Below are 26,891 nucleotides of genomic sequence, written 5' to 3'. Positions count from 1 at the left end.
TGGTCGAGACTCTGGAGGGACTCCGCAAATCTTGCACACCGCAAGACTTGCACACTGCAATCCCTGCACAGTCTTTCACGGTACCTTTGTCCTCGGGATGGATGGGTGTCTCATTCGGTGTCAGGGGTTGATTTAATCATATACAGGCGCATGCTCATTGCGGTATCAAGCAAGGACACAACCTGGATGCCGAGGGGGCGCGGTTGTGTGATTGAAACATCCATCCCAGGAGCCGATGACATGCAAAGCGAATCCGGTAGGCGTGTAGGTTTTTTGAGGGGGCCTGTCACCCCGCGGTTGGGATTGACCCTGGGCCTGGTGGCGGCCGGGGCTTCGGGGCTGGTGCCCTTCGCGAGCCGGGCGGACTCTCCGCCCAGCGTCATGTTCCTGTTGGACAATCATGAGTCCATGCAGGACTTCCCCGTGTATCTGCCCGAGGACTTCACGCCCGGCTTCGAGCCTCCACCCACGGCCAGCACCAAGCCGGGTGATCGCGGAGGCGAGGGTTCGGCGGGACTCGCCCTCAACACGGGTTGCGATGACCCGGCGTTGGTCCAAGCCATGAGCTGGTTCGACAAGGACAGCCCGGATCCAGCGAAGAACGGCTCCGTCATCTTCGACAATGACCCCGACCTGAGCTCAACGTTCTTCGACCCGAACAAGTTCTACTTCACACGCGGCCGTCGCATTTCCTGGTGGGTGGAGGAAGGACCGGGCACGCTCTCCAGCGACTTCGAGACGATGACTACCTATGGGGAGGTGATCACCGCCTGCTACGGGAGCGTGGGTTGGGATGTGGCGGATTATCCCTATGGCCCTGTGAATGCGCAGATCATGACGGACTGCATGCGGTGCCTGGAGACCAAGGGCTGGTGGCGGGGTCCGATCGTGACCGCGAAAACCTCTCCGAGTCAGGGGGGGCCCTGGCAGGAGCCTGGCGAGGCGCCGCTTCCTCCCGAGGCGTTCCGCAAGTGGATTGTCAGCGGACGCGTCCTCAACGTGCGCCCGCCCAAGTTTGTCATCGCGCGCAAGGCGCTCAAGGATGCCATTGCCTCCGCGAGCAACGTGCGCATGGGCGTGGCCACCTTCGGCAAGGACCACGGCTGGTACGACCCGCCGGAGCTGCTCTCGCCCTTGCGGCCGAGCTGTGACAAATCCACTCCCACCATTGACGAGGTGGCGCTCAATCGGCACCTGCTGATGCAGGCCGTCAACAAGACGGAGTTCCGCAACAACGAGCGCTCCGTTGGCGAGGCCCTGTTCGGTTTGGGGGGGTACTTCTCCTCGCAGGTGGTGGACGGCAAGTGGGCGAGCTGGTTCAACCAGCCCATCAACCCGGGCTGGGGGTGGCCAGGCTGCTGCAGCGGTGGCACTCTCGACAACCCCTACACGGGTGAGTCGGGCCAGAACTGGGCCAGGGAAAACGACGAGTGGATCAAGCCGAAATATGTGGATCCCAACACGGGGTACTTCCGTCCGGGACAGCAGTGGGAGGGCACTGGAACCGACAAGGCTGTCTGCTCCGAGTCGCAGGTCAGTTCCGTTATCGTGGTGACCGATGGAAGGCCTCATTCCGACAACTCGGTGCCCCTCACCCGGATGATGGACATCCTCGTGGCGGATGGAGCCCGGCACCCGGATGGCTCGCTGCTCACGTTTGATCCGAGCAACCCCCAGACGAACCCGAACCCGGGCGGAGTGAACTACTGCCACCTGTTCGGCGCCACCCAGCAAGCCTGCGATTACACGGACTACAACTGGCCCACGGGACTGGCGACGACGAACAAGAACTTCATGGATGACGTGTCGTTCTTCCTGTCACACGCGGACCTGCGTGACGACATGACGGGCAACCAGTCGGTGCGCACGAGCGTCATTGGCTACGGGAACAGCCACCCCATGCTCCAGAGCATTGCGCTGGCGGGCAAGGGCCAGTTCTACCGGGTGGACACGACCGCGGCGCTGCGGGATGCGCTCTTGAACTCGCTGGGAGCGCTCAGTGCTCCCGCCAGCTCCGCGCCGTAGCGGAGTGCCCGCGTCATGAGGCGAGGCCGTGGTATGCTCCCATCCATGGCCAACGAAGCTCGAACTGGGGGAGTGGCCTTCCGCTCCAAGTACCATCGCCTGCTTGATGGAGATCACGAGTATCTCCTGCTCGAGTTCCACGAGCCGCTCCCTTCGGGGCACCAGCCCGTGGCGCTCGGGGACACCTGGCTGGCCGAGCGCCGGCTGCGTGATTTCGCGCAGGACCACTTCAACCTGCGGACGCTGCGCGAGCTGGTCCACACCTACGCCCTGGGGCGGTCGTTCGAGCCCGTCACCCAGGATGAGGTGGTGCGGCAGGTGGCGACGTTGATCTCCCGCGGGCAGTTGCGGCTGGCGCGGGCCCCCTTGCCCATGGTGCCTGGGGTGGTGCCTCCGCTCGAGAAGAAGCCGGACTCGTCGGCTCCTGCTCCCGAGGAGGAGAAGCTGCGGCTCATGCTGCAGGTCGTCGACGACGTCACCGAGGATCCCATCGCGGATCTCGAGCTTCGCCTCACGCTCCCCGACGGTTCCGAGCAGAAGGCCAAGACGGACGAGGACGGCCATATCGAGGTCTCGAATCTCCCCCAGGGACGCGTCAAGGTGGCCGCGGCCATCGAAGGGGCGACCCTGAAGGAGACGCTGGCGTTCGTGAAGGCCGGCATCCTTCCGGCCATGCAGCCGGTGGGGAAGACTCGCCGCCGACGCAAGAAGGGCGTGTCGGGACGCTTCCTCGCGCGACTCGTCTCGCACAAGGTCGCCGACGGCGAGACGTTGGAGAGCATCGCCGAGACGTACGAGACGACGGTGGATGCGCTCGCGCAGTTCAACTGGGGCACGACGGACCCCGAGAAGATTCAGAGCCACCTGCTCATCGACGTGGGCTGCACGCTCAAGGACGACAGCGGCAAGTTCGTGCTCTCCAGCGAGGACGACCCCGGACTTATCTACATCCCCCGTCCGTTGGAGATGGACTGGGTGCCCCTGGAGCAGCGTCACATCTGGCGGGTGAAGAAGCTGCCAGAGCCGCGGCTCTACCTGTTCTCGGCCTGAGGTTCGCCGCGTCAGTAGACGGCGAAGCCCACCGACCACGAGCTGATGAAGTTGCGGGTGTCCGCGCTGGCGGTGGGCAGCCAGTCCTGGGTCCAGCGGAAGGTCAGCCCCAGGCGCGTGGAGAGCTCGAACTCAGCGAGCCCTCCGACGGAGACATAGGGCCGCTGGCCCTGCGTGGTGGGCAGCGAGGCTCCGGCCGAGGCGGACCACGACTGCCCGCCGCCGACGAAGGGGCCCAGGTGCAGGCGCCACAAGGAGATGGGGTACCACTGGGCCTCCAGGCCCAGGCGCACGTTGTAGAAGCCGTTGAGCTCGTCATCGTCGAACTGCAGACGTGAATCGGCGAGGAGGCCGAACTTCCTCGAGGGGTAGTAGCCGAGCGCGAAGCGGAAGCCGAGGCTCCGCTGGTTCTGGCGGCCGGGCAGGGCGAAGCTGTCCTCACCGGCACCGAACTGGTACGAGAAGCCCGCGCGGTTGATGGGCGCGGCGCCCCGCAGCCACATTCCGGCGCCTTCCCGGCCCGACACGGTGGCGCTGTCGATGTCTTGCAGATGCTCGGGGGAGAGCTCGTCGAGCGCGACGATGCTCTGCGAGCCGTTGCCGTGCCAGAGGTGCAACGGGTGGTGCGGGTGCACGGCGACCGTGCCCTCATAGCGGAGGCCCTCGGTAGCGGCCAGTCCGACGCCTATCCCAACTCCAACGATGACGGCTACCACCAGCAGCCTGTCGGCGGCCTTGATGACATCAAGGGACGAGCCCGCGGAAGAGCCCACGGAGTTCACCGTGCCGCCAGATGGGGCGCCGGAGACGGGCGTGGCGTCGTGGACGGCGGGGGACCGGTAGGTGGGCGGCGCGTAGGAGGGCTCGCCGTAATCGACGTAGAAGGACGGCATCCAGTGGCCGTGCAGGCTCAGGTAGTAGCCCGGAGGCGGCTCACCCGTGACGGGTGCCCACGGGGGAGCCGGTGTCGGCTCCGCTGCCGTCGAGAACTGCTGCACGGCATACACACTCTGTCCGCGCTCCTGGGGTGGGGTCCGCGCGAGGCGCTCCAGTTCCGTCCTCGGAATCTCGTAGAAGTGGCCGAGGCACCCGCTCGTCAGCACCGCGACAAGGGAGATGAGTGCGTGCAGGCGCAGGTGCTTCGACAGCAGGTCTCGAATCATGGGCCCCTCCCAGCCGGGTCGCCCCGGGGATGCCGGGGGAGAGCATAGGACGGGCGGACCCTCGGAATGAACCCGGCCCCTCTTCCTTGTCTGCCGCCAGGTCCTGGTTCACTGTCAGGAATTCCCAACGGACACACCATGCGCCCGACTCGACTGTTATTGGCCCTCCTCGCTGTTTTCGGCACCGCCTGTGCCACCACCCCGGCGAGGGACGTTTCTGCCTCCGCGCCACAACCCGCCGCCGTGGCGCAGCGGCGTGCCTTCCTCTGGGAGGTGACGCGTCCAGACGCGCCGGACAAGCCGCTCTATCTCACCGGCTCGGTGCATCTGGGCAGACCGGGCCAGTTCGTCTTCCCTCCGTCCCTGGAGGCCGCGCTCGAGCGCTCCCAGGCGCTGGTGGTGGAGTTGGATCCGGACAAGGCGTCTCCGCAGGAGTCGCAGCGGCTGGTGCTGAGCCTGGGCCTCCTCTCTCCGCCCGACAGCCTGAGCGCGCACCTGAGCCCCGAGACGCGCGCGCTGCTTCCCGAGGCGCTCCAGCGGGTGGGGCTCCCCGCGGCGGGCGTCGAGCGCATGCGACCGTGGCTGCTGTCCATCACGCTTTCCATGTTGGAGATGCAGAAGGCCGGCTATTCGGAGGCGGGTGGCATCGACCGGCTGCTGTTGGCCAAGGCTCGAGGCAGCAAGACCCTCGTGGAGCTGGAGACGCTCGACAGCCAGATGCGCATGCTCTCCGGCTTCTCCGATGAGCTGCAGGACTTGATGTTGAGGGATCAGCTCAAGAACTCAGAGCTGACGGCGGTCAGCATGGCTCAGGTGGCCACTGCGTGGGAGGGCGGTAATCCCGATGCCCTGGCCAAGGTGCTCTTCGTGAACAAGGACGACCCCGTCTACCGCCCCTTCTATGAGGCCCTCTTTTTCAAACGCAACCAGGAGATGGCGGACAAGCTGGCCGCGATGCTCGACAAGCCGGAGACACACTTCGTCGTCGTGGGCGCCGGTCACCTGGTGGGGGAGCGTGGCATCCTCGACCTCCTGGCTCGCAAGGGCTTCCAGGTGCGCCAGCTTCCGCGCGAGCTTTGAGCCGTCACTCCGTCAGGACGACTTCGCCAGGGTTCTCAGCGGGGCGTGTTTCAGGCGGCGCTTTGCCTCCTTCGCGGGGAGCCCCGTGAAGTGCATGGCCAGCGCCACCTTCACCTCGTTGCCGGCTTGTTCCAGCAGTCGCTTCGCCGCAGCAGGGGACAGGTCTGTCAGCTCCGCCACCATCCGCGCGGCCCGCTCTCGTAGCTTCTCGTTCGTGGGCCGCACGTCCACCATCCGCCCCCGGTAGACCTTGCCCAAGGTCACGAAGGCCGTCGTGGTGAGCGCGTTGAGGATCAGCTTCGTCGCCGTTCCCGCCTTCAACCGCGTGCTGCCCGCCACCAGCTCCGGTCCCGTCTCGGCCAGCAGCACGTGATCTGCCATCGCGCGCGGGCCCGGCCGGTTGCAACACACCAGCACCGTGCGCGCTCCTCGCCGCTTCGCCTCGTCCAGTGCACCCAGCACAAAGGGCGTTCGCGCGCTCGCGGAGATGCCGCACACCACGTCCCGAGGACCCACGCGCAGCTGGCTCATGGAGGCGGCGCCGGCCTTGGCGTCATCCTCCGCGCCCTCCACCGCGCGCGTCATCGCCCGGCGGCCGCCGGCGATCACCGCTTGCACTTGGGAAGGGGAGGCTCCGAACGTGGGCGGGCACTCACTCGCATCGAGCACCCCGAGGCGCCCGCTGGTACCTGCTCCCACGTAGAGCAGGCGGCCACCCGCCCGCAATGCGTCCGCCACGGACCGAGCCACAATCGCTACTTCACGTAGCGCCGGACGGACCGCACGGACAGCTGCTTCATCTTCTTCATGTAGACGGCGGACGACCTCCTCCGGAGAAGCGAGGTCCAGGTCGTCCGCCCGAGGATGCAGACGCTCGGTGGGCGGGAGCGCGATCCGCTTCGAGCGCGATCTACCCACCCGCGAGCGCACGGGCGTCCTCAGGCCGCCTTGGTCACCTTGCCCGCCTTGATGCAGCGGGTGCAGGCCAACACGCGCTCCGTGCGGCCCTCGACGGACGCCCGGATCTTCTGGAGATTCGGGAGGGTCCGCTTCTTCGTCTTGTTGTTCGCGTGGCTGACGTTGTTGCCCACGAGCGGCCGCTTCCCGCAGATGTCACACTTCCAGGCCATGACTGCCAACTCCTTGAAATCAGGGACGAAATGAGAGCCCGCCCTAAGAGAGCGGCGGAACCTATCTACAAACCACTGGAAAATCCAGTCTGATCCGTCCTCACCGCTTGAGGACGGCCTTCTTCTTCAGCATCTCCTGCACCAACCGCGTCGCCCGCGCACCCGCCAGGAACTCTCCTTCGAGACCCAGCCCGGGGAGGACCTCTCGCCCGGCCAATAGCAGGTTCTTGGCAGGAGTGTGCTGCTTCAACCCCGTGACCCCCAGCACGGCTTCCGAGTCGAAGACGTAGTGGGGGTGTGGCATGAGCCGGCTGCCTCGCACGGCGCCCGCGTCCAGGTAAGGGGCCGAGCGCAGCAGGCGCTTGTTCTTCGTGAAGGGCATCAGCGCTTCCAGGTGCGTGTCGATGCGCATGGCCAGCGACTGGAGGTAGCCCTCGCCCAGGTCGCGCACGCTCGCGGGCACGAAGCCTCCGGCGCAGATGACGCGGAGCGAGGGATCGTCCTTGCCCTCGGCGGTCCGAGCAGGGTGCTGCTGGAGGAGCAGGGGGCCTAGCTCGGTGTCCTCGGTGTCCAGGAGCAGCAGCTCGCCCAGGCCGCGCGGCAGCACCGCCTCGGGCACCACCCAGTTCACCGCGAAGAGGAAGGACTTGATGGTGGACAGGTCCAGCTGCTCGCTCAGGGCGCGGTGCTTCTTGCGATCCGTGATGAGCCGCCGCAGCGCTCCGGCGTCCGTGGCGGACACCAGGCACGAGGCCCGGTAGAGCGTGTCCGAGCGAAGCAGCTTCACCCCGGAGAAGCGGCCCCCGTCGAAGTGCAGCTCCTCCACCACGTAGGTGTCCGTGTTCTCGGGGCTGAGCAGATCTCCTCCCAGCTCCACGAACCGCTCGAAGAGCAACTTGCGCAGGCCATCCCGTCCGCCCGGGTAGCGCCAGGGCGTTTGCAGCGCCTGGGACAGAGGCCGCGTGCGTGCCAGGGGCGAGGCGGGTTGATCCAGGTGGACGACGAAGGGCAGCAGGCCGCGCAGCAGCTTCGAGGGCTCGTCTTCTCCCGTCAGCCGCGGTTCCGTCTCGAGCCCCGGGTGCTGACGCATGCGCTTCTTGAGGTTCCAGCCCTCCATGAGGCCGTCTGGCGGCAGCGGCGGGCCCTCCTTGAAGAAGGCGTCAGAGGGCTCGTGCTGCGTGGCCGAGGCGGTGAGGTCCGCGAGGATGCGCTCGCCCTCGGTGCCGAACTCACGGACGAGCTCGGCACGCCGACGGGTTGCGTCGGTGTGCAGATCCACCCGGTGGCGAGGCAGCACCAGCTGCAGCTCGGGCACGTGGGGCTGCTGGTTGCGATGCAGCTGTGTGGTGAGGCCCAGCTCCGTGAAGGCCTCCTCCACCGCGGGCATCGTCTTGAGGGCTGGGGCGACGAAGGGCGCGTAGGGCAGCACGAAGTCGTCGTGCTCGTAGCCTGGCCCGGTCCCGTCGTGCTCCACCAGGAGCACGCTGTATCCCCGCTTCGCGAGCAGTGCCGCGGCGAGCGCTCCGCCCAGCTGGCTGCCCAGGACGATCACGTCATAGACGTGCCTGGACGGGGCCGAGGCGGAGGGGAGCGGCTTGGATCTGGTGGCGGGTGTCGGCATTGCGCCGCGCACACTACACACGTTGCCAGGGGCCCGGCAGCGCTTTCCCGCTCAGGGCGCCCAAAAAGGCCGGTAGGCAAGGGCCCTAGGGTTGGGGCTCCCCGGAGGGCTCCTCGGGACGCCACCGCGGAACCTCGTCGGGGCCAGGGCGGCCCTCGAGCAGTTCGTGGGGGCGGAACGTCCCCTTGTAGCGCAGGGACGCGCAGTCCTGGACCCGGTAGCCGAGGTACACGTGGGGAATTCCCCGTGCCCGTGCCAGCTCTACCTGGAACACCACGTTGGCCGAGCCCGGCGAGTAGCGTGCGTACGCGGGATCATAGAAGAAGTACACCGCGCTCCAGGCGTGGGGCATCTCGTCGCAGATGCCCAGGCCCACGAGTCGGGGCCCTCCCTCGGCCGTGTCGTCGTAGTAGGCCACCTCGCGCGCGGCCGGGTGGGGGAAGGCGAACTGGAGGAAGTACTCACGCAGGCCGAGCGGTGAGGCCTCCCACTCGCGCGTCTGTTCGCGCTCGGCGTGCCAGGTGCGATAGAGCGACAGTCGCTGCTCATCCACCTGGGGAGGGCCTACCTCTACGCGGAAGTGGGCGCACGCAGCGCGCGCCCGGCGTTGGCTTCGGTTGGGTTGGAAGGTCTCCGTGGGGATTCGCAGGGAGACGCACGCCATGCAGGCCTGGCAAGCGGGCCGGAAGTACATCGGGCCGAAGCGGCGCCACCCGCGCACGAGCATCCGCTCGTACTCCTCGGCCGTTACGCCCTGCATCACCAGCTGCTCCAGGGATGAGCGCTGGTCCGGCAGGTAGCTGCAGGGGCCGGGTGGCTCGATGCTATGTCCCAGGATGATGGCCATGGATTCCCCCTCGTTCCTGGGTGATAGCGGACCTTGCGTCAAGAGGCGGCCAGGAAGGCGGGCTGACCCTCACCCCAGCCCTCTCCCAGAGGGAGAGGGGGCTCCTCACAGCTCTTCGTCGCTCAACACCGTGAGTCCGGACTGGCTCAACAACGCCGCCGTGACTCCCTGGCCTTTCACTACCACTCCGTCCACGTGCGTGCCCTGGGTTCCACACGAGGGACTGCGCTCCTTCAGCAGCGCCACCTTCACCCCGAAGCGCCTCGCCGCCGCTAGCGCCAGCTCCGCGCCTCGGCGGAACGCCTCCGTTTGGTCCTTCCCCGACTCCACCTCCGCCGCCCGCGCCCGGCCCGCCAACACCTCCGCTCCCGCTCCGCCCTTCAGCTCCACCGCGGGTCTCGGAATGCCCAGTCCCGCGCCGGTCTCGGGACACACGGGCACCACCTCCTTGCCCTCCAGCGCCCGCATCACCTTGTCCGAGCCCTTCGACTTGCCGTCGTATCGGCACGCCTCGCCCAGCAGGCACGCGCTCACCAGCACCACTCGCGCCTCGTGCAGCGCCGCCACCCGCTCTTCGCGCGTCATCCCGGCTCTCCAGGGTTGCGCAGGCTCTGCTCGCCCATGGCGGGACCCGCCGCCGTCACCACCCGCCCGCCCTCCAGTCGCACCGCTCCCGTAGACACCAGCTTCACCACCAGCGGGTACAGCCGGTGCTCCTCCTTCAGGATGCGCGCCGTTAGCGCCGCCTCGTCGTCTCCCGGAAGCACCGGCACCACTGCCTGCGCGATGATGGGGCCCGTGTCCATGCCTGGATCCACGAAGTGCACCGTGCACCCGGCCAGCTTCACCCCGCGCTCCAGCGCCTGACGCTGTGCATGCAGCCCCGGGAAGGCGGGCAGCAGCGATGGGTGGATGTTCAGCACCTTCCCCGGAAAGTGCCCGAGGAAGTCCGCCCCCAGCAGCCGCATGAAGCCCGCCAGGCACACCCACTCCACGCCTGCAGAGACCAGCGTGTCCACCAGCGCCTTCTCGAAGTCTGCTCGCGAGCCGAAGGCCTTGTGGTCCAGCACCACCGCCGCGACGCCGGCCTTCTTCGCCCGCTCCAGCGCGAAGGCCGTTCCCACGTTGGACACCACCACTGCCACCTCGGCAGGGAAGTCCGGCCGGGCGCATGCATCGAGCAGGGCCTGCAGGTTGCTTCCGCTGCCCGACACCAACACGCCCAGCTTTGTCCGGCCGCTCATGCCTCGATGACCGCCGTGGCCTCGCCCTGGCCCGCTTCCACGCGGCCTACCTCCGTCGCCTCCACCCCGCGCGCCTTCAGCGTCGCCAACGCCGCTGGGACGTCTGCCTTCGCCACCACCGCGATGAGCCCCAGGCCCATGTTGAAGGTGTCGTACAGCTCCTTGCGCTCGACTCCGCCCAGCTTCTGGATGAGCTCGAAGATGGCCGGACGCTTCCACGTCTTCTCGTCCAGCACCGCCCTCGTCCCGTCCGGCAGGCACCGCGGCAGGTTGCCCGGAATCCCGCTCCCGGTGATGTGCGCGAAGCCCTTCACCTTCACCGCCTTCATCAGCGCCAGCGCGTCCTTCACGTAGATGCGCGTGGGCTCCAGCAGCGCGTCAGCCAGCGGGCGGTCCAGCCCCTCGGGCACCGCGTCCAGCTTCAGCTTCGCATCCTCCAGCAGCACCTTGCGCGCCAGCGAGTAGCCGTTGGAGTGCAGGCCCGAGGAGGGCAGCCCGATGAGCGCATCCCCCGGCGCCACGCTCTTTCCATCGATGAGCTCCGAGCGTTCCGCCACGCCCACGCAGAAGCCGGCCAGGTCGTACTCGCCTCGCGCGTAGAAGCCCGGCATCTCCGCCGTCTCTCCGCCCAGCAGCGTGCACCCCGCCTGCTCGCAGCCCTGCGCAATGCCCTTCACCACCTCGGCCGCGGCATCCACCTCCAGCCGTCCCGTGGCGAAGTAGTCCAGGAAGAAGAGCGGCTCCGCCCCACAGGTGAGAATGTCGTTCACCGACATCGCCACCAGGTCGATGCCCACGGTCCCGTGCCGGCCCGCTTGGAAGGCCACCTTGAGCTTGGTGCCCACTCCATCCGTGCCCGCCACCAGCACCGGTTCCCGGTACTTGCCGGGCGGCAGGGCGAACAGCCCTCCGAATCCTCCCACCCCGGCCACCACCTCTGGCCTCACCGTCCGCGCCGCATAGGGCTTGATGCGCTCGACAAACGCGTCGCCCGCCTCGATGTCTACTCCGGACTGCTTGTAGGTCGTTCCCACGGCCGGCCTTCTACCGGCTTTTCCTGGCCGTTGTCTCGGGCGATGGCGGTCCGGATGTCAGTTGCGCGTCGCTGTCCAGAATGCCGCACGATCGTTCTCCCCCGAAGTGCTCATGCCTGATAGGGGGGACGCCCGACTCATGGTCCCGACGCCCCCCACGCCCTCCCTTCCTGGTGTTCCCGAGCGGCTCCGGCATGTCCTCTCGTCCGTTCTGGAGGAGGAGGGCGCCTGCGTACCGGCCCCTGTCCGGGAGCGCATCCTGGAGGCGTTGGACGCGCAGCTCTCGACCCTGCTCCAGGACGAGCACGCGCGCGAGCTGGAGCGGCGTAGGCAGTTCGTCTCCAGGCTGAGTCATGATCTGCGCAACCACTTGTCGGCGGCCAGGATGGGCGCTCAGATGATCGTCCGCTGCCCCGAGAACGTGGAGCGGGTGCTCGCCTTCTCCGGCAAAATCTTGGACGGCATCGAGCGCGCGGATCGGAAGATCCAAGAGATGCTGGACGCCTATCGCCCCCAGGGGTGAGGCCGTCCCCTCGCTCTCCGGGAGTCCCCAGCTACCCGTGGGCCTCGAACACACTCCGGGTGCGACATTCTCACGCTCCTACACCGAGGGAATCAGGAGATCGGCCTCGGGGTGGGCGTCTGGACGACACCTCGTGCCGAGAAGACATTGGATCGCAGCCGGAATTTGACCCTGTCGATGGGGGCGGCTTAACTCGCTCTGCGATGGGCGCCGAGGAAACCCTCTTTCAGCGATTCGGCAAGGAGTTCACGAAGGGCACTGTCCTCTTCCGCGAGGGAGAGCCAGGCAAGGAGATGTTCGTCATCCAGTCGGGACGGATTGCGATCTCCAAGCGGGTGCGCGACGTGGAGAAGGTCCTGGCGGTGCTCGGCCCGGGCGAGTTCTTCGGCGAGATGGCCATCATCGCCAACAAGCCGCGCAACGCCTCGGCCAGCGTCAGCGAGGACGCCAAGCTCCTGGTCATTGATCCCAAGACCTTCGAGGGGATGATCCGCGGCAACGCGGAGATCGCCGTGAGGATGATCAAGAAGCTGGCCGAGCGCCTGTCCGAGGCGGACGCGCAGATCGAGAACCTGCTGCACGCGGACCCGGCCAGCCGGGTGGTGCACTACATCCTCCAGACGAGCCAGACGCGCGGGCGGACCGTGGAGGAGGGGGTGGAGATCGAGTTCGCAGTGCGCGAGCTGCCGCGGCAGATCGGCGTGGGCGAGCCGGCCATCCGCAACATGCTGTACCGGCTGGAGCGCGCCGGCCTGGTGGAGCGCGCGGGTGACAGACTCATCGTCTATGACACGACCCGCCTCCACGACTTCCTCCAATACCTGGAGATGAAGTGGAAGTTCGGAGATCTCTAGCGTGAAGCTCCAGGTCCTCGGGTGCCATGGCGGTGAGCTGCCCTCGTGCCGCACGACGTGCTTCCTCGTGGACGACGTGCTCGCGCTCGATGCGGGCGCGCTCACGAGCACGTTGTCGCTGGAGCAGCTCTGCAAGATCGAAGACATCATCGTCGGCCACAGCCACTTTGATCATGTGAAGGATCTGCCGCTGATGGCGGATCTGATCATCGGCCGCCGCGACAAGCCGGTCACCATCCACGCCTCGCGCGAGTGCGCCCGTGCGCTGCGCGAGAACATGTTCAACAACGCCCTCTGGCCGGACTTCACGCGCATCCCCACGCGCAAGGAGCCGGTGCTGCGGATCAAGCCCTTCCGGGCCGGCAGCACCTTCCAGGTGGGTCCCTACACGGTGCAGTCCATCCCCGTGCACCACCCGGTGGAGTCCTGCGGCTTCATCATCACCCGCGGCCGCACCTCGCTGGCCATGAGCGGTGACACCGGCCCCACGGAGAAGCTGTGGAAGGTGCTCAACCAGACGCCCACCCTCAAGGCGCTGCTGGTGGAGACGAGCTTCCCCAACGCACTGCAGCAACTGGCTGACGTGTCCGGTCACCTCACGCCGCGCACGCTCAAGAGCGAGCTGAGCCGGTTCGAGCGCGACGGCTGCTCCGTGCTCGTCTACCACATCAAGCCAGCCTTCGTTCCCCAGGTGAAGAAGGAGCTGGCCGACATGCCGGTGGAGATCCTGGAGCTCGGCGACACCTTCGAGTTCTAGCCCGCACGTTCTCCGGACGGACGACCCCAAAGGTTGCATCCTGGAGAGGGGACCCGGATGGGAGTTGACTGCCCCCGGGTTGAAGGATTAACCCCGCCCCTCCCATGGCCTGGTTCTCCAAGAAGCCCCGTATCGCGACCACTCCCGAGCCCGTTGAAGCCCCCAGCCGTATGCAGGGGCTCTGGGCCAAGTGCGAAAACTGCGACGAGATCATCTACCGGCAGGAGTTGGAGAAGAACCTCAACGTCTGCCCGCACTGTGAGCACCACCTGCCCTGGCCGGCGCGTGCCCGCCTGACGGCCCTGCTGGACCCCGACAGCTTCGAGGAGTTCGACAAGGAGCTGGAGCCGCAGGACCCGCTCACGTTCACGGACACGAAGAAGTACAAGGACCGGCTCCGCTCCACCCGCAAAGCGCTCGGCGAGAACGACGCCTTCATCTCCGGGGTGGGCCGCATCGACGGCAAGCCCGTGTCCGTCGGCTGCTTCGTCTTCGAGTTCATGGGCGGCTCCATGGGCTCGGTGGTGGGTGAGAAGGTCACTCGCGTCTTCGAGCGCGCCTTCGAGCTCAAGTGCCCGGCCATTGTCTTCTCGGCCTCGGGTGGCGCCCGCATGCAGGAGGGCATCTTCTCCCTCATGCAGATGGCGAAGACGAGCGCGGCCATCGCCCGCTTCCGCAACGTGGGCAAGCCCTACGTCTCGGTGTTGCTGCACCCCACCACCGGTGGCGTGGCGGCCTCCTTCGCGTGGCTGGGTGACATCATCCTCGCCGAGCCCAAGGCCCTCATTGGCTTCGCCGGCCCGCGCGTCATCGAGCAGACCATCCGCCAGAAGCTCCCCGAGGGCTTCCAGCGCTCCGAGTTCCTCGTCGAGCACGGGATGATCGACTCCATCGTGCCGCGCAAGGAGATGCGCGCGACGATGGGTCAGGTGCTCGGTCTGCTCGGCTAGTGCCCGTCGCGCCATGACGCTGCCCCGGACGCCGGCGGAGGCCCTGGAGTTCTTCTCCCGGCTCAGCCCCTCCAGCATCAAGCTCGGCCTCGAGCGGGTGCGGGAGGCGTTGGAGGCGCTCGGTCACCCCGAGCGTCGCTACCCCGCGTTGCACGTGGCGGGCACCAACGGAAAGGGCAGCACCTGCGCCTTCGCCTCCGCCGCCCTCCATGCCGCGGGCTATCGGGTGGGGCTCTACACCTCGCCCCACCTGGTGCGCGTCAACGAGCGCATCCGCGTGGACGGGGTGGAGATTGAGGACGAGGTGTTCGGCCAGCGGATTCTGGAGGTGCTCGAGCGGCACCCGGACGCGGCTACCTCGCTCACGTACTTCGAGTTCGGCACCGTGGTGGCCTTCTGGCACTTCGCCCAGGAGGCTGTGGACGTGGCCGTGGTGGAGGTGGGCCTGGGTGGACGGCTGGACGCCACCAACGCGTGCCAGCCGCTCGTCACCGCCATCACGTCGGTGTCTTTCGATCACATGGAGTACCTGGGCAACACGCTGGGCGCTATTGCCGGGGAGAAGGCCGGCATCCTCAAGCCGGGCGTGCCCGTGGTGGTGAGCCGTCAGGAGCCCGAAGCCCTTGTCGCCATCGAGCGCAGGGCAGGGGAGGTGGGGTCGCCCGTCCTCCTCGAGGGCCGTGAGTTCTCCGTGGTCAACCGCTCGGAGGGCAACCTCGCCTACGAGGGGCCGAGCTTCTCACTGGAAGGCATTACCCTCGGCCTGCGGGGTGAGCACCAGCGGCAGAACGCGGCGGTGGCGCTCGCTGCCCTGGAGCTGCTCTCCCAGCGAGGTCTTTCCATACCCCCTGAAGCCCTGCGGACAGGCGTCGGGACGGCTCGCTGGCCAGGACGACTCGAGGAGCTGGGCGGTCAGCCCCCGGTGCTGCTGGATGGCGCTCACAACCCCGCCGGGGTGCAGGTGCTGCTCGCCGGCCTGCGCTCGCTCTATCCCGGACGCCGCGTGCACTGTGTTTTCGGCGTGGTGGCCGACAAGGACCGCGGACCGATGCTGCGTGCGCTCCTGCCAAGCTGTACCTCAGTACACCTCACGCCGCTCGACACCCCTCGCTCGCTCCCCCCGGAGCGCTACCTGGACGAGGCGCGTGCCCTCTGTGCGGAGGTGTGCACGTATCCATCACTGGACGACGCACTGGCTGGTGCTCGCAGGCGAGCGACTCCGGACGACGTGATCTTGTGCACGGGTTCACTGTTCCTGGTGGGAGCGGCCCGGGCCAGGCTCGGTGGAAACCTTGGCGCGTTGCATCACAGTCCGTAGATTTAAGCTATGCGCTTGCCGGATTGGAGAGCGGCGACTCCAACGGGTCCCCATACACCCACAGTCGATGAGCTCGACTTCCGCTCGCTGTACCAGAAGACCAAGTACGTAGTGGAGACGGCCGACGGTTGGTCCCTGGTCATCACCCGCTACCGCCCCGTCAAGCAGCCCTTCGCACAGCCCTTGTTCGGCGAGCCGCTGCTGCTGGTGCACGGCTTCTCCCAGAACCGCCACGCTTGGACGAGCGGCCAGTTCGTCAAGAACCTGCTCTTCTTCGGGGTGGACATCCACATCCTGGAGCTGCGCGGACACGGCAAGAGCTCCATCGAATTCCAGAAGGAGCGCGCCGCTCGCTTCCGCCGCCCGCTTCCGCAGGACCTGGATTACGGCTGGGACATCGACAGCTACTTCCTCTACGACCTGCCGGCCGCTGTGTCGGGGGTGAAGCGCATCACCCGGCGCGAGCGCATCTTCTACTGTGGCCACTCCATGGGGGGGATGCTCGGCTATGGCTACGCTGGCATCCACGACGACTTCGAGGGCCTCATCACCATCGGCTCTCCGGCGGACCTGGGCCGGGGCATCATGCTGCTGCGGATGCTCGCCCTGTGGACTCCCGCGCTGGGCGCGACCATCGACGCGGCAATTGCCGGCCTCAACCTGGAGGAGCGGCTAGGACACACAGGACGAATGCTGCTCGCCCGGGGCGCCTCCGCCCTCAACGAGAGCCTGGCTCGGTGGTTGGAGCCCAAGGACGCACCCCGCAAGCGCCAGTTCCACTTCATCCCAGTGGATGACTGGCTGAAGTTCGCGGAGAGGCAGCTCGCCCGGGCCGAGGATCATCCCGTCTTCAACCGCATCACCACCCGCATCAACCGGTTGAGCAATCCCGCCCGCGTCAGTGCTCAGGACGTGCGCTGGCTGCTGCGTGAGGGCGGAGAGCGCGAGCCTCGCAAGGTGGTGGAGCAGTTCGCGCGATGGATCCGCCGCGGCGAGATGGTCTGCTATCGCACCGGGTTCGACTTCAAGCGTGGCTTCTCGAAAATCCACATCCCCATGGCCATCATCTTTGGGGACATGGATCCACTGGCGTCCGTGGAGTCCACCCGGAGCGTGTACCACGCGGCCCAGAGCGAGTACCTCCTCTGGCGTCCGGTGAAGGGCAACAGCCACATCGAGCTGACGATGGGGCACGACATTCGGCAGATCTGCTACGACATCAAAAACCTCATCGAGTATGCGCGCACCCATCGCAACCGGTCGCCCGCACTGCCTCGCTTGCGGTGAGGGGTCGGAGCTGTAGGATTTTCATGGGTTCGCCTGGGGTTGATGAGAAGTGAACCTCCTCCCGGGAGCTGGGAGTTGGGAGAGGACAGCCGCCGCCGCAGCGGGATTGCTGGAAAGTTGGAGTCCCAGCACTGCATGTTAGCTTCGCGGTCGAATGCGTCCGTCCGGAGGAAAGTCGCCGATGAAGGCCATCGTGGTTGCGTTGCTTGCCTGCGTGCTGGTGCCGGGTCTGGCTCTGGCGCAGGAGGGGCAAGCCTCGGCCGGCAATCTCAACACCATCACGGGCGTGAACGTGCGGGGCGGGACGGTGGAGATCGTCGGGACGAAGAAGCCCAACTTCACCACCTTCACGATGACGGATCCGCCCCGGTTGGTGATCGACATCTCCGAGGCCGTGTTCTCCGGCGTGAAGGAGGACATCTCGGTGGGCAATGGCACCATCACCGCCATTCGGACGGCCAGCTACGGCTCCGATGATTCAGACATCGCCCGCGTTCTCATTGGCTTTGAGCGCGAGGTGTATCCAGACATCCAGGCCACCGGAAACTCGCTGGTGGTGAGCGTGGCGAGTGCTGGTGGCGCGGCGGTGGCGGCGAAGCCCACCACGGCCCCAGCGGGCACGGCTCCCGCGGGCACGGCTCCGGCCACGACGCCTGGCGCCAGCGCGGATCAGGCGGCGGTGGCGGCCCAGACGGATCGTCAGCAGCAGGAGAAGGCCGCGGAGCAGGCGGCCACGGCGGCCCAGACGGATCGTCAGCAGCAGGAGACAGCAGTGGCCCAGGCCACCGCGGCGGCGCAGGCGGATCGGCAGCAGCAGGAGAAGGCCGCGGCGCAGGCGGCCGCAGCGGCGCAGGCGGATGCGGAGACCCCGCAGCAGGCCCGGGCGCGCGCCGACGCCGATCGCAAGGCTCAGGAGGAGTCCGCGCGGGTGGCGGCTCAGCAGGCTCGAGCGGAGAAGGAAGCGGCTGCGGCCGCCGAGAAGCAGCGCCAGCAGGAGGAAGCCCGCGCCGCCGCCGAGGAGAAGAAGCGTCAGCAGGCCGACGAGAAGGCGCGCCGGGAGGCCGAGGCCCAGGCCGCGGCGGAGGCGAGGAAGCGTCAACAAGAGGACGCCCGCGCTGCCGCCGAGGAGAAGAAGCGTCTGGCTGCCGAGGAGCGTGAGCGCCAGCGCGAGGAGGCCCAGGCCGCCGCCGAGGAGAGGCAGCGAGAGCGGGCCGAGGCGCGCCAGGCTCGCATCGCTCAGGCCGAGACGCCGCGTCGGGCCACCGTGGAGCAGGGGGACAGCGCGGGTGATTCCTCGCGTCGCAAGACGATGACGCTGGTGGGCTTCAAGCAGGAGTCCACGGCCTCGCGCGTCTTCGTGCGCACCAACGAGCCCGTTCGCTACACCGTCACCGAGGGCAACAAGGAAGTGGTGCTGGAACTGGAGAACACCCGCATCATCGAGTCGAACAACACCCTGCCGCTCAACACCTCCTTCTTCGACACGGCGGTGGTCTCGGTGGATCCCAAGGTGGGCCCCTCGCGCACGGTCCGAGTTGCTATCAAGCTGAAGGAGCAGGTTCCCTTTCAGACGCACCAGGACGGCAACGAGCTGTCGATCGAGTTCCAGCGCCCCGCTCGCCGCTAAGAGAGCATGCGAGTATTTTCCAGGGAGATAAGCCCCTACACATGAACCTGGATGCCTGAGGTAGGGCCCGCTCGCATGAATCCCCATCGGGCACGCCACCTCGGGCGCCGGGACCCCACGTGACGCTCGGCTTTGAACTCGGGATACGATACAGCCCGTCGTACAAACCACGAGCTCGTGGCGAGTCTGCCTTCCATCAGCTGATGTAGCGAAGGGGTGGCAAGATTCAAAAAGGGGGCGAGCACGTTCGAATCCTGGTGGCAATTTCATTACTGCCGGGGTCTGGACGTTTGAGACCGGGGAATTGGAATCCCGGCCGCATGTGCGTGGTTCTTCACTCCCTGACTGCTTCCCCTGAGGAGGACGAGGTCTTTCGTGTCGGAACTCGGCAAACGTATCGGACAGCGCATTCGTGAACTTCGCACCCAGCGCCCGGAGCGCTGGACACAAGAGGAGCTCGCGGAGCGGGCGCAAATTAGCGTCTCCTTCCTCTCGATGATCGAGCGGGGAGAGCGTGTTGCGCATGTGGAAACCCTTGCCGCCCTGGCTAACGCCCTGGGCGTGAGCCTGGGCGAGCTCTTCGCTGGAACGGAGGAGACACCGGCGCAGACGGAGGACTTGCTGCGGCCGTTGTCGGACTTCGCTCGTGCGAGGGGCCTGACAGCCCGGGACGTTGATCGCCTGCTGGGTGTGGCCCGGGCCATGTTCAGCGGCTCCGCGGCCTAAGCCTGCTTGCCTGGCCCCGGCAGCTTGTTCGGCTGCCGCCTTGACGGAACGCATCTGGGACCGGGAAGATGGGGAAGTGTTCGCTGTGCGTCAATGGCGTGCGGCGCTCTTCCCCTTCTTAAGGAGTCTTCTCAGATGCGTCTGGGTCTCGCCGTGTGTGTGGCGGTCGCGAGCGGAATGCTCGCGGCCTGCCAGCCCCCGCTCCCGGCTACGCTGGAGTTCGTGGATCAATCTCCTCTTCAGCCCAGGCTGGGAGAGATCACCACGTTGCGTTTCCGTGCCATTGACTCCCGTGGTCAGCCGCAGCCGGGTGTGCGTGTCACCTTCGAGGTGCAGGCGCCCGTCTCCGGCATTGAAATCAATCCCACGGAGGCCACCACCGACGCGTCCACCGGCATTGCCTCCACGCAGGTGGTGGCCAACGGGGGCCGTGTTTCCTCCGTGGTGGTGACGGCCCGGGTGGAGGAGAAGATGGCGGTCAGCCCCGCCGTCACCTTCGCGGGTGCCAGCTCCACCGCCCGCCAGTTCACCTTCCAGTGCGGCTCCATCGCGGGTGATGGCTCGGGTGGCGTGCATGCCATTGGCGCTTTCGACGAGACGCGTCATCTCATCGCCGGCGTGAAGCTGAACTGCATTGCCCACGTGGCGGATCGCAACGGTGATGGCATCGCCGGGGCGCAGGTCTCCTTCCTCACCGAGGCCGGAACCATCGGTCCCAGCGCCTCCTCCGTGACCGACGTGGTGGGCAACGCCCAGGTCCTCTACAAGACCTCGCTGCCGCTCCCCGACGACGTGAAGCCGGGCACCTTCTCCTGGAACCCGGCCAACGACACCATCCACACCGGCGAGTACCTCGCCCCGCTGTGGATGCACCCGTTCATGTGGGTCGAGGATCCCATCACCAACTACGCGGGGCCCTACAACTTCCAGGAGCCTCGTCGGCCGGACCCCATCCGCCCGGGCAAGGAGAACAACCCCCGCGACAACCTGGTCAGCATCATCGCCATCACCACGGGTGAGGAGGCCTTCGATGACCTCAACAACAACGGCACCTATGACCAGGGCGAGCCCTTCGTCGACCTGACCGAGCCCTTCGTCGACAACAACGACAACGGCACGTGGGATGCGACGCGGGAGGGCGGGACGGACGGAGCGGAGCGCTACGTCGACGCCAACGGCAACGGCAAGTGGGACGGCAAGAACGGCAAGTACGACGCCGTCTCGCTCATCTGGGTCCAGGAGCGCATCCTCTGGACGGGCTGGCCGCACGATCAGGACCGCCGCGACCCCACCTCTCCGTCCGAGAACTATCGGTCCGTCATCCGCGCGCTCAGCCCGCTGCCTGTGGGCACCAAGCACCGCATCGGCAAGTTCGGCCAGCTGCTCGCGGAGTTCCTGGTCGCGGACCCCTGGTTCAACAGCCTGGCCCGCAACAGCGACGACGACGGCTGCGAGTCGGGCACGGTCGGTCCGGTGAAGGTGGCCAAGCTGACCAAGGGCATCGCTGTCACCTATCCGGCCTATACGCTCATGCGCTACGTCATCCAGGACGTGCGCGACCCCACCAGTGACACGGTGCCGGACTACCCGACCCCCATCAACTGGGAGGCCACGGCCGGCTGTGCCTTCACCGCCTCGCCGGAGGACGGTCACAAGGTCGTCGTTTCCGCCCCCAGGGTCTTCGGGGATATCTTCCCGTAACGGATGTCTGGCAAGGGCATTGACCCCGGGCCCCTGCCTCCGTAGCGTCCTCCCCAGCCGATTGGCGAATCAACTGGGGAGAAACACCGCGTGAGTCAGCGGCAGAGCAAGTCCGAGGAGGCAGGGAGCCGGGAAAACGAGCGTCGCCGCACCATCCTGCGTGCGGCGATCGACGTGTTCGCACGCAAGGGCTACCACGGCTGCCGCATCGCGGACGTGGCGCGTGAGGCGGGCGTGGCCTACGGGCTCGTCTACCACTACTTCAAGAACAAGGACGAGCTGCTGGAGACCGTCGTCGAGACGGGGTGGAGCGGCTTCGTCTCGCGCCTCCGCGCGGTGGCCGAGGACGAGAGCAGCTCGCTCGAGCAAAAGGTGCACGGCATCGCGGAGGTGGCCTTCGAGGCCTACCGGGTGGATCCCCGCGCGGTGAAGGTGCTCATCCTGGAGGTCGCCCGTAGCCCCGCGGGCACCCAGGTGGTCAGCCGGCAGCAGGCCTTCCTCGACACCATCCGCATGTCCGCGGAGATGTTCTCGCGCGCCCAAGCCGCGGGCGAGCTGCGCGCGGACGCGGACCCCATGCTGTGCGCCTCGCTGCTCTTCGGCGCCATCGAAATGGGGCTCACCGCCTTCGTGTCCGGACTGGTGGAGGACCGCAGCCCCGAGGCGCTCGAGCGCGCCAAGGTACAGATCGCCAATTCCTTCCTTCATGGCGTCCTCCCCGGCGCCACCACTTCCTCGGAGGTGTCATGGAAGCAGGAGAAAGCGTCGTCAGGTACCAGGCCGAAGGCGGGCAAGCGCTCCTAACGATTGATCGGCCGAGGGCTCGCAACGCGCTCTCGCCCGAGGTGCTGCACGGGCTGCTAGCGGCCCTGGACAGGGCGGAGGCGGACCCCGACGTGCGCGTGGTGGTGCTCACCGGCGCGGGCGAGAAGGTGTTCTGCGCCGGGGGAGACCTCGGGCAAATGAGCGGGGAGGGTGGTTTCCTCGCGACCCACGAGGGGCGCCGGGCTTACGGCCGGTTGCTGCTTCGGCTGCAAGACATTCGCAAGCCCACGGTGGCGCGCGTGAATGGACATGCGCTCGCGGGCGGACTGGGGCTGGTGCTCGGGTGTGACCTGGCCGTGGCCGCCGAGCACGCCGAGCTGGGCACGCCAGAGATCGACGTGGGGCTCTTCCCCATGATGATGATGGCGCTGCTGCAGCGGCACGTGGGCCGCAAGCGGGCCCTCGAGATGGTGATGACGGGGGAGCGGCTGTCCGCGCGCGAGGCGCTCGCGCTGGGGCTGCTCAACCGGGTGGTGCCCGCGGCAGAGCTGGACACGACGGTGGCGGGGCTCGTGGGGAAGCTGGCCGGCAAGAGCCAGGCGGTGCTCGCCCTGGGACGCCGCGCCTTCTTCACCGCCGAGGACCTGCCCCTGCCCGCCGCCATCGAGTACCTGTCCTCACAGCTGTCCCTCAATGTGCTGGCCGAGGACGCCGCCGAGGGCGTCACCGCCTTCATCGAGAAGCGTCCCCCGAAGTGGAACGATCGCTGAGTTTTGTCGAGCCCGGAGGAGGTGCCCCATGCCGCTGTCGAAGGACAAGGTCATCGTCACGTGCGCGCTGACGGGCGTGCTGGCGAAGAGGGATCAATGCCCGTACCTGCCGTACTCCCCGGTGGAGATCGGCGAGGAGGCCCGCCGCGCCTATGAGGCAGGCGCCGCGGTGGTTCACATTCACGGCAGAGAGCCCGATTCGGGGGATCAGACGTGGAGCGCGGACATCTACGGGCAGATCAAGGAAGAGGTGCGCAAGCGCAGCCCCATCATCGTCAACTTCTCCACCGGCGGCTTCAACATGGGCGTCGAGTCCGAGGAGGAGAAGAAGGAGCGCCTGGCCTACGTGTGGAAGACGCGGCCGGAGATGGCCGCGCTCAACATGGGGTCGATGAACTACGCGAAGTATTCAGAGAAGCGGAAGGGCTTCGTCTTCGACTTCGTGTTCCCCAATCCCTTCTCGGACATCCTGCTGGCCACGGACGCCATGCGCGAGGGTGGGGTAAAGCCGGAGCTGGAGTGCTTCGACTTGGGCCACGTGCACAACGCGGAGCCGCTGCTGCAGATGGGGGCGCTCAAGGGCCCGCTGCAGTACAGCTTCATCCTCGGGGTGCTGGGCGGGATAGCGCCCACGGCGGAGAACCTGCTGGCCATGGCGCGGCAGATTCGCCCCGAGGACACGTGGGAGGTGATTGGCATCTCCCGCGTGCAGTGGAAGCTGGTGGCCGCGGCGCTGGTGCTGGGCGGCAACATCCGTGTGGGGCTCGAGGACAACTTCTACCTGGACCCGGCCGGCAAGGAGATGGCCAAGGGCAACGGGCCGCTGGTGGAGAAGGCGGTGCGGCTCGCGCGCGACATCGGCCGCGAGCCCATGAGCCCGGACGAGGCCCGGGCTGCGCTCGGTATTGGTCAGGCGTGGTGAGCCCTACGGCTTGTCGCGCTGGGTCACGGCCGGGACGCCGCTGCTGTTGAAGTCGAGCTTCAGCAGCGTCTCGCCATCCACCCACAGGTCATCCACCTTCACGCCCCAGTGGAGGTGCGGGCCGGTGACGCGGCCGGTGGCTCCCACCTTGCCCAGGAGCTGGCCGCGCTCCACGCGCTGGCCGTCCTTCACGTTCGTGGCCGACAGGTGGAAGTAGGCCGTGTAGAGGCCGGCCCCGTGGTACACGAGCACCGTATTGCCCGAGGCGTACGCGTCGCGCGTCATCACCACCGTGCCCGCGTTGGCCGAGTACACGGGCACGCCCACGGCCCCGCGCAGATCCGTGCCGAAGTGCTGGCTCTGCTTCTTGCCGTTGAAGGTGCGCAGATCGCCATAGGGCGCGGTGACGGTGTCCTGGCGCGGCCAGGCGAAGTTCTCGTTGAAGAGGGGCGCGACGAAGGACTGCGCGAAGGCGGCGGCGAAGGCGGCCTTATCCGCCTCCATGCGCGCCTGCACCTCGGGCGCCGGCTTCGTCTTCACGAACTTGTTGGCCACCTTCAGCGTCCGCTCGGGCCAGCCCGGGGCCACCACGTCCAGCGTGCCCGTGAGCTCCGTGGGGACCGCGGCGCCAGGGGTGGGCACCGACACCTTCACCGGCACCTGTCCCGGCAGCTGCTCCACCGCGAGCCCCGTGAGGGCCTGGAAACCGTCGCGCACCGGATAGAAGCGCAAGGGGCGCTCTCCCAGGGTCCCCGTGGGGACTTGGGTGAGGCCTCGCACGGTGACAAGCACCGGATCGCCCGGATGGGCGGCGGTGGGCTGAAGGGAGAGGAGGGGACGCTCCTCGGCGGCGAGAGCGGACAGGCCGATGGCCAGTAGGAGGAACGGAAGCCGTCGGAGGGAGTTCATGTGCACGGCCGCGAGATATGCGTGCAGGGTGGGGGGACCGTCAACGATGGACGACAGCGACAACCCCCCAACTGTCCGCCTTGAGGCTGTCAGCGCCGGCCTCCAGGAGAAGAGGTGGCGCACGTCCCTTTCTCCGAGGAGCAGGCGGACGGGCAGGCCCCTGTTGAGCTTCAGCGTTCCCTCTGCCCGTACGGCTTCCTAGCTTCCGTTCATCCGTTTTCTTGGGGCGTTTTTGGGGTGTTTTTTGAGGGGGAGAAATTCGGATGCCGCGTTCGTATAGCTTCGAGCACTACACCGTAGCCAAGACCTCGACTCCGAGCCGCGGTCTGCGGCGCCGGGACAAGCAGGCCCTGTCCGAGCGGCGCGCCACGGAGCGTCGGAGCGACAAGGAGATTCATTACGGTCGTACCCACGCAGAGACGGAGGAGATGTTCCAGGTGCGCGCCATGAACGCGCAGCTCGAGGCGCTGGCGGGGCTGTCCGCCAACGCTCCGGTGAAGCCCACCGCGACCAACCGGGGCCAACCCATCGGCGCGCTGCCCATTGTCGAGGAGCCGATGCTGTCGCGTGGGGCGCTGCGCGACGTGCTCGACGAGGCCCTGCGCCACTTCCGCACGTTGCAGTCGGGCATCCAGGACGCCACCAAGGCCACGGGTCGGCTGCTGTCCCTGCCCATGGAAGCGGCCCGCCTGGCCGCGCAGCGGCTCCGTCTCGTACAGGGCTGACCGGGGGTGGGCTGGACGTGGAACTGACGCTCGTCTCCTACAACATCCACAGTGGCATCGGGACGGATGGCCACTTTGATCTGCATCGGGTGGGCGAGGTGTTGCGTGAGATCAACGCGGACATCATCGCCCTCCAGGAAGTAGGCGACTACCGGGGCGTGACGGCCCGCGAGGATCAGCCCGAGCACCTCGCGGATCTGCTCGGGCTGCACATGGCCTTCGGCCCCAACGTGGTGCGAAATGGCCGCCGCTATGGCAATGCCATCCTCTCGCGGTTGCCCATCCTCAAGTCGAAGAACTACGACCTGAGCGTTGGGCGCCGCGAGTCTCGGGGCGCCTTACGTTGTGATCTCGACCTGGGCAATAGCCGGCAGCTCCACGTCTTCTGTCTGCACCTGGGACTGAGCATGCGCGAGCGTCGACGTCAGGAGGCGCTGCTGCTGTCCGCCGACATCCTCCGGGATGCCGTGCGGAATGATCCTGTGGTGGTGTGTGGAGATTTCAACTATTGGGGTCCCGGCGCGGTCCCCGGGCTGGTCCGCCAGGCCATCCACGACGTGGCCCTGGAGCTGGGGAGCCGGGTGCGCACCTACCACTCCCGCCTTCCGATGCTGCGCCTGGATCGCATCTACGTGGACTCGGGCGTGCGGCCGCTGGGCCTGCACGCCCACCGGACTTCGCTCTCGGCGGTGGCCTCGGATCACCTGCCGCTGGTGATGCGCTTCGAGGCCCCTATCGAAGGCCAGACGCCCCGCTCGGCACCGGTGCAGCTCATCGGGTAGCCTGGGGGCGCTGGCTCGTCGGATGGCCGACGCTGACGAACGCCGGACACATCGCTTCGTGACGGGGTTGTCGCGGAGAACAGGGGAGACCTACGTTGGGGCCTCCGAATGAGAGCGACGGCCGGGGAGCAGATGGGCTTGGGCACCGAAACGGAGCGCAAATTGACTGCGCTCGTTGGACGGTTGACGGATGGTTTCAGCAAGCTGGTGACACAGCACCTGACGCTGGCGCGCGTGGAGTTGATGGAGGACGCGCGCGTCATGGGCATGGATGTGGCGCTCATCGCCTCGTTCGTGCCCTTTGTGCTGGTGGGCTATGCCTTCCTCTGTGGGGCGTTGTCCGTCGTCCTGGCGTCGTGGGTCGGCTGGGCCGGAGCGCTCGCGCTGGTGGGAGCCGTCAACCTGGTGGGCGGTGTCCTGGGCATCGCCCGGGTCGCCCTGCGCCTGAAGTCCCACCGGGTCATGGATGGGACCGCCCAGGAGCTTGAGCGCAGCGTGTCGGCGCTCGCCCAGGCTCCGGTTGTGGCCGTGACCGCGCAGGTCCAGCCTGCGGTCCTCCCCCAAGGGGGCGGTCATGACCGCTGACTACAAGGCGAGAGTCATGCAGCAGAAGACACCTGAACAGATCCGCGCGGAGATCGAACGCACCCGTGCCGAGCTCGTCCACTCGGTGGGCGAGCTGCGCGAGGAGGTCGCACGGCGCATCGACTGGCGCGAGTGGGTGCGTGAACGGCCCCTCACGTGCGTGGGCGCGGCTTTCTTCATCGGATTCGTCATCGGCAATAGCCAAAGGCGCTGAGGCGCCCCACCTTCGTTCCACCCTTTCAACCTCAAGAGGATGGCTTTCATGGACGTCAATGCGCAGAACCTGCAGGACAAGGCCCGTCAGCTCCAGGAGAACGTGCTTCCGCAGCTGGAGGACGCGCGGCGCAACCTGGAGGACATGAACAACCGCGTGGTGAGCTTCATCCGCGCCAACCCGGGAACGTGCCTGCTGGGCGCCGTGGCCGTGGGCTTCATCGTCGGCCGCATCGCGTCCCGCCGCTGAGCGTGTCACCGTTTCCTCGAAGATTCGGAGTTC

At 67.3% G+C, this 26,891-nt stretch carries 29 protein-coding genes; 20 read left to right on the top strand and 9 right to left on the bottom strand.

The window, feature by feature from the left end; all coding sequences use genetic code 11:
- Window positions 1–240 precede the first annotated feature (240 nt).
- Both F0U60_RS36225 and F0U60_RS36220 read left to right on the top strand, forming a co-directional pair.
- Window positions 241–2,025, top strand: a complete 1,785-nt coding sequence (locus F0U60_RS36225; RefSeq protein ID WP_395806619.1) for a hypothetical protein — start codon at window positions 241–243, stop codon at window positions 2,023–2,025.
- 33 nt (window positions 2,026–2,058) lie between these two features.
- Window positions 2,059–3,075, top strand: a complete 1,017-nt coding sequence (locus F0U60_RS36220) for a LysM peptidoglycan-binding domain-containing protein (protein WP_395806618.1) — start codon at window positions 2,059–2,061, stop codon at window positions 3,073–3,075.
- Window positions 3,076–3,086: 11 nt separating this feature from the next.
- Here F0U60_RS36220 and F0U60_RS36215 read toward each other — a convergent pair whose 3' ends face one another.
- Entirely contained in the window at window positions 3,087–4,238 is a 1,152-nt protein-coding gene (locus tag F0U60_RS36215; protein ID WP_395806617.1) for a hypothetical protein, read from the bottom strand.
- A 138-nt stretch (window positions 4,239–4,376) separates the two neighbouring features.
- Here F0U60_RS36215 and F0U60_RS36210 point away from each other — a divergent pair, with 138 nt between their 5' ends.
- Window positions 4,377–5,318, top strand: coding sequence for a TraB/GumN family protein (locus F0U60_RS36210; RefSeq protein WP_395806616.1), 942 nt, complete (start codon window positions 4,377–4,379; stop codon window positions 5,316–5,318).
- Between the two features lie 12 nt (window positions 5,319–5,330).
- Here F0U60_RS36210 and murQ read toward each other — a convergent pair whose 3' ends face one another.
- The 7 genes from murQ to purM form a co-directional block, all read right to left on the bottom strand.
- Entirely contained in the window at window positions 5,331–6,236 is a 906-nt protein-coding gene (murQ, locus tag F0U60_RS36205; protein WP_395806615.1) for an N-acetylmuramic acid 6-phosphate etherase, read from the bottom strand.
- Between the two features lie 20 nt (window positions 6,237–6,256).
- Entirely contained in the window at window positions 6,257–6,448 is a 192-nt protein-coding gene (rpmB, locus tag F0U60_RS36200) for a 50S ribosomal protein L28 (protein ID WP_043403428.1), read from the bottom strand.
- 100 nt (window positions 6,449–6,548) lie between these two features.
- Window positions 6,549–8,069, bottom strand: a complete 1,521-nt coding sequence (locus F0U60_RS36195; protein ID WP_395806614.1) for an NAD(P)-binding protein — start codon at window positions 8,067–8,069, stop codon at window positions 6,549–6,551.
- Between the two features lie 85 nt (window positions 8,070–8,154).
- Complete coding sequence (locus F0U60_RS36190; RefSeq protein WP_395806613.1) at window positions 8,155–8,916, bottom strand: arginyltransferase; 762 nt, start codon at window positions 8,914–8,916, stop codon at window positions 8,155–8,157.
- A gap of 105 nt (window positions 8,917–9,021) precedes the next feature.
- Entirely contained in the window at window positions 9,022–9,501 is a 480-nt protein-coding gene (locus F0U60_RS36185) for a DUF523 domain-containing protein (RefSeq protein WP_395806612.1), read from the bottom strand.
- The gene (gene purN / locus F0U60_RS36180; protein ID WP_395806611.1) at window positions 9,498–10,160 is read right to left on the bottom strand and encodes a phosphoribosylglycinamide formyltransferase; all 663 of its coding nucleotides are present in this window, start codon (window positions 10,158–10,160) and stop codon (window positions 9,498–9,500) included. The genes F0U60_RS36185 and purN overlap by 4 nt, the downstream gene beginning before the upstream one ends.
- Window positions 10,157–11,194, bottom strand: a complete 1,038-nt coding sequence (gene purM, locus F0U60_RS36175) for a phosphoribosylformylglycinamidine cyclo-ligase (protein WP_395806610.1) — start codon at window positions 11,192–11,194, stop codon at window positions 10,157–10,159. The genes purN and purM overlap by 4 nt, the downstream gene beginning before the upstream one ends.
- 139 nt (window positions 11,195–11,333) lie before the next feature.
- Here purM and F0U60_RS36170 point away from each other — a divergent pair, with 139 nt between their 5' ends.
- The 12 genes from F0U60_RS36170 to F0U60_RS36115 all read left to right on the top strand — a co-directional run bounded on the left by F0U60_RS36170 (window position 11,334) and on the right by F0U60_RS36115 (window position 23,394).
- The gene (locus F0U60_RS36170; protein WP_395806609.1) at window positions 11,334–11,717 is read left to right on the top strand and encodes a histidine kinase dimerization/phospho-acceptor domain-containing protein; all 384 of its coding nucleotides are present in this window, start codon (window positions 11,334–11,336) and stop codon (window positions 11,715–11,717) included.
- A 203-nt stretch (window positions 11,718–11,920) separates the two neighbouring features.
- Window positions 11,921–12,571, top strand: a complete 651-nt coding sequence (locus F0U60_RS36165; RefSeq protein WP_395806608.1) for a Crp/Fnr family transcriptional regulator — start codon at window positions 11,921–11,923, stop codon at window positions 12,569–12,571.
- 1 nt (window position 12,572) lies between these two features.
- Window positions 12,573–13,328: an MBL fold metallo-hydrolase gene (locus tag F0U60_RS36160; RefSeq protein WP_395806607.1), complete on the top strand. Its 756-nt coding sequence runs from the start codon at window positions 12,573–12,575 to the stop codon at window positions 13,326–13,328.
- Between the two features lie 104 nt (window positions 13,329–13,432).
- A complete protein-coding gene (accD, locus tag F0U60_RS36155; protein WP_395806606.1) occupies window positions 13,433–14,278 on the top strand; it encodes an acetyl-CoA carboxylase, carboxyltransferase subunit beta in 846 nt (281 codons plus the stop codon).
- Window positions 14,279–14,291: 13 nt separating this feature from the next.
- Complete coding sequence (locus F0U60_RS36150; RefSeq protein ID WP_395806605.1) at window positions 14,292–15,596, top strand: bifunctional folylpolyglutamate synthase/dihydrofolate synthase; 1,305 nt, start codon at window positions 14,292–14,294, stop codon at window positions 15,594–15,596.
- A gap of 9 nt (window positions 15,597–15,605) precedes the next feature.
- Entirely contained in the window at window positions 15,606–16,883 is a 1,278-nt protein-coding gene (locus F0U60_RS36145) for an alpha/beta hydrolase (protein WP_395806604.1), read from the top strand.
- A gap of 181 nt (window positions 16,884–17,064) precedes the next feature.
- The gene (locus F0U60_RS36140; protein WP_395806603.1) at window positions 17,065–18,510 is read left to right on the top strand and encodes an AMIN domain-containing protein; all 1,446 of its coding nucleotides are present in this window, start codon (window positions 17,065–17,067) and stop codon (window positions 18,508–18,510) included.
- A gap of 375 nt (window positions 18,511–18,885) precedes the next feature.
- Window positions 18,886–19,236 (top strand): helix-turn-helix domain-containing protein, encoded by a 351-nt coding sequence (locus F0U60_RS36135; protein WP_108074726.1) that lies wholly within the window; start codon window positions 18,886–18,888, stop codon window positions 19,234–19,236.
- A gap of 135 nt (window positions 19,237–19,371) precedes the next feature.
- Complete coding sequence (locus F0U60_RS36130) at window positions 19,372–20,937, top strand: hypothetical protein (RefSeq protein ID WP_395806602.1); 1,566 nt, start codon at window positions 19,372–19,374, stop codon at window positions 20,935–20,937.
- Between the two features lie 90 nt (window positions 20,938–21,027).
- Window positions 21,028–21,741 (top strand): TetR/AcrR family transcriptional regulator, encoded by a 714-nt coding sequence (locus F0U60_RS36125; RefSeq protein WP_395806601.1) that lies wholly within the window; start codon window positions 21,028–21,030, stop codon window positions 21,739–21,741.
- Entirely contained in the window at window positions 21,684–22,472 is a 789-nt protein-coding gene (locus tag F0U60_RS36120) for an enoyl-CoA hydratase/isomerase family protein (protein WP_395806600.1), read from the top strand. Before F0U60_RS36125 ends, F0U60_RS36120 begins: the two co-directional genes overlap by 58 nt.
- Window positions 22,473–22,500: 28 nt before the next feature.
- Window positions 22,501–23,394 carry a 3-keto-5-aminohexanoate cleavage protein gene (locus F0U60_RS36115; protein WP_395806599.1) on the top strand — a complete coding sequence of 298 codons (894 nt, stop codon included), beginning with the start codon at window positions 22,501–22,503 and terminating at the stop codon, window positions 23,392–23,394.
- 3 nt (window positions 23,395–23,397) lie between these two features.
- Here the strand turns inward: F0U60_RS36115 and F0U60_RS36110 are convergent, their stop codons facing one another.
- Window positions 23,398–24,303: a M23 family metallopeptidase gene (locus tag F0U60_RS36110; RefSeq protein WP_395806598.1), complete on the bottom strand. Its 906-nt coding sequence runs from the start codon at window positions 24,301–24,303 to the stop codon at window positions 23,398–23,400.
- A gap of 263 nt (window positions 24,304–24,566) precedes the next feature.
- On the opposite strand from F0U60_RS36110, the gene F0U60_RS36105 reads away from it, so the two are divergent.
- From F0U60_RS36105 to F0U60_RS36085, 5 genes are all read left to right on the top strand, one after another.
- On the top strand, window positions 24,567–25,028 hold the full coding sequence (locus tag F0U60_RS36105; RefSeq protein WP_395806597.1) for a hypothetical protein: 462 nt from the start codon (window positions 24,567–24,569) through the stop codon (window positions 25,026–25,028).
- Between the two features lie 17 nt (window positions 25,029–25,045).
- A complete protein-coding gene (locus tag F0U60_RS36100) occupies window positions 25,046–25,810 on the top strand; it encodes an endonuclease/exonuclease/phosphatase family protein (protein ID WP_395806596.1) in 765 nt (254 codons plus the stop codon).
- Window positions 25,811–25,918: 108 nt separating this feature from the next.
- Window positions 25,919–26,395 (top strand): phage holin family protein, encoded by a 477-nt coding sequence (locus F0U60_RS36095; RefSeq protein WP_395806595.1) that lies wholly within the window; start codon window positions 25,919–25,921, stop codon window positions 26,393–26,395.
- On the top strand, window positions 26,385–26,609 hold the full coding sequence (locus F0U60_RS36090) for a DUF3618 domain-containing protein (RefSeq protein ID WP_395806594.1): 225 nt from the start codon (window positions 26,385–26,387) through the stop codon (window positions 26,607–26,609). Before F0U60_RS36095 ends, F0U60_RS36090 begins: the two co-directional genes overlap by 11 nt.
- Before the next feature lie 48 nt (window positions 26,610–26,657).
- On the top strand, window positions 26,658–26,858 hold the full coding sequence (locus tag F0U60_RS36085) for a hypothetical protein (RefSeq protein WP_203406286.1): 201 nt from the start codon (window positions 26,658–26,660) through the stop codon (window positions 26,856–26,858).
- The last annotated feature ends 33 nt before the right edge of the window (window positions 26,859–26,891 follow it).

This window comes from Archangium minus (assembly GCF_044360475.1).
In the GTDB taxonomy this organism is placed as follows: Bacteria; Myxococcota; Myxococcia; order Myxococcales; family Myxococcaceae; genus Archangium; species Archangium minus.
Note: the sequence above shows the minus strand (reverse complement) of the source record. Positions and strands in the feature narration are given on the sequence as shown.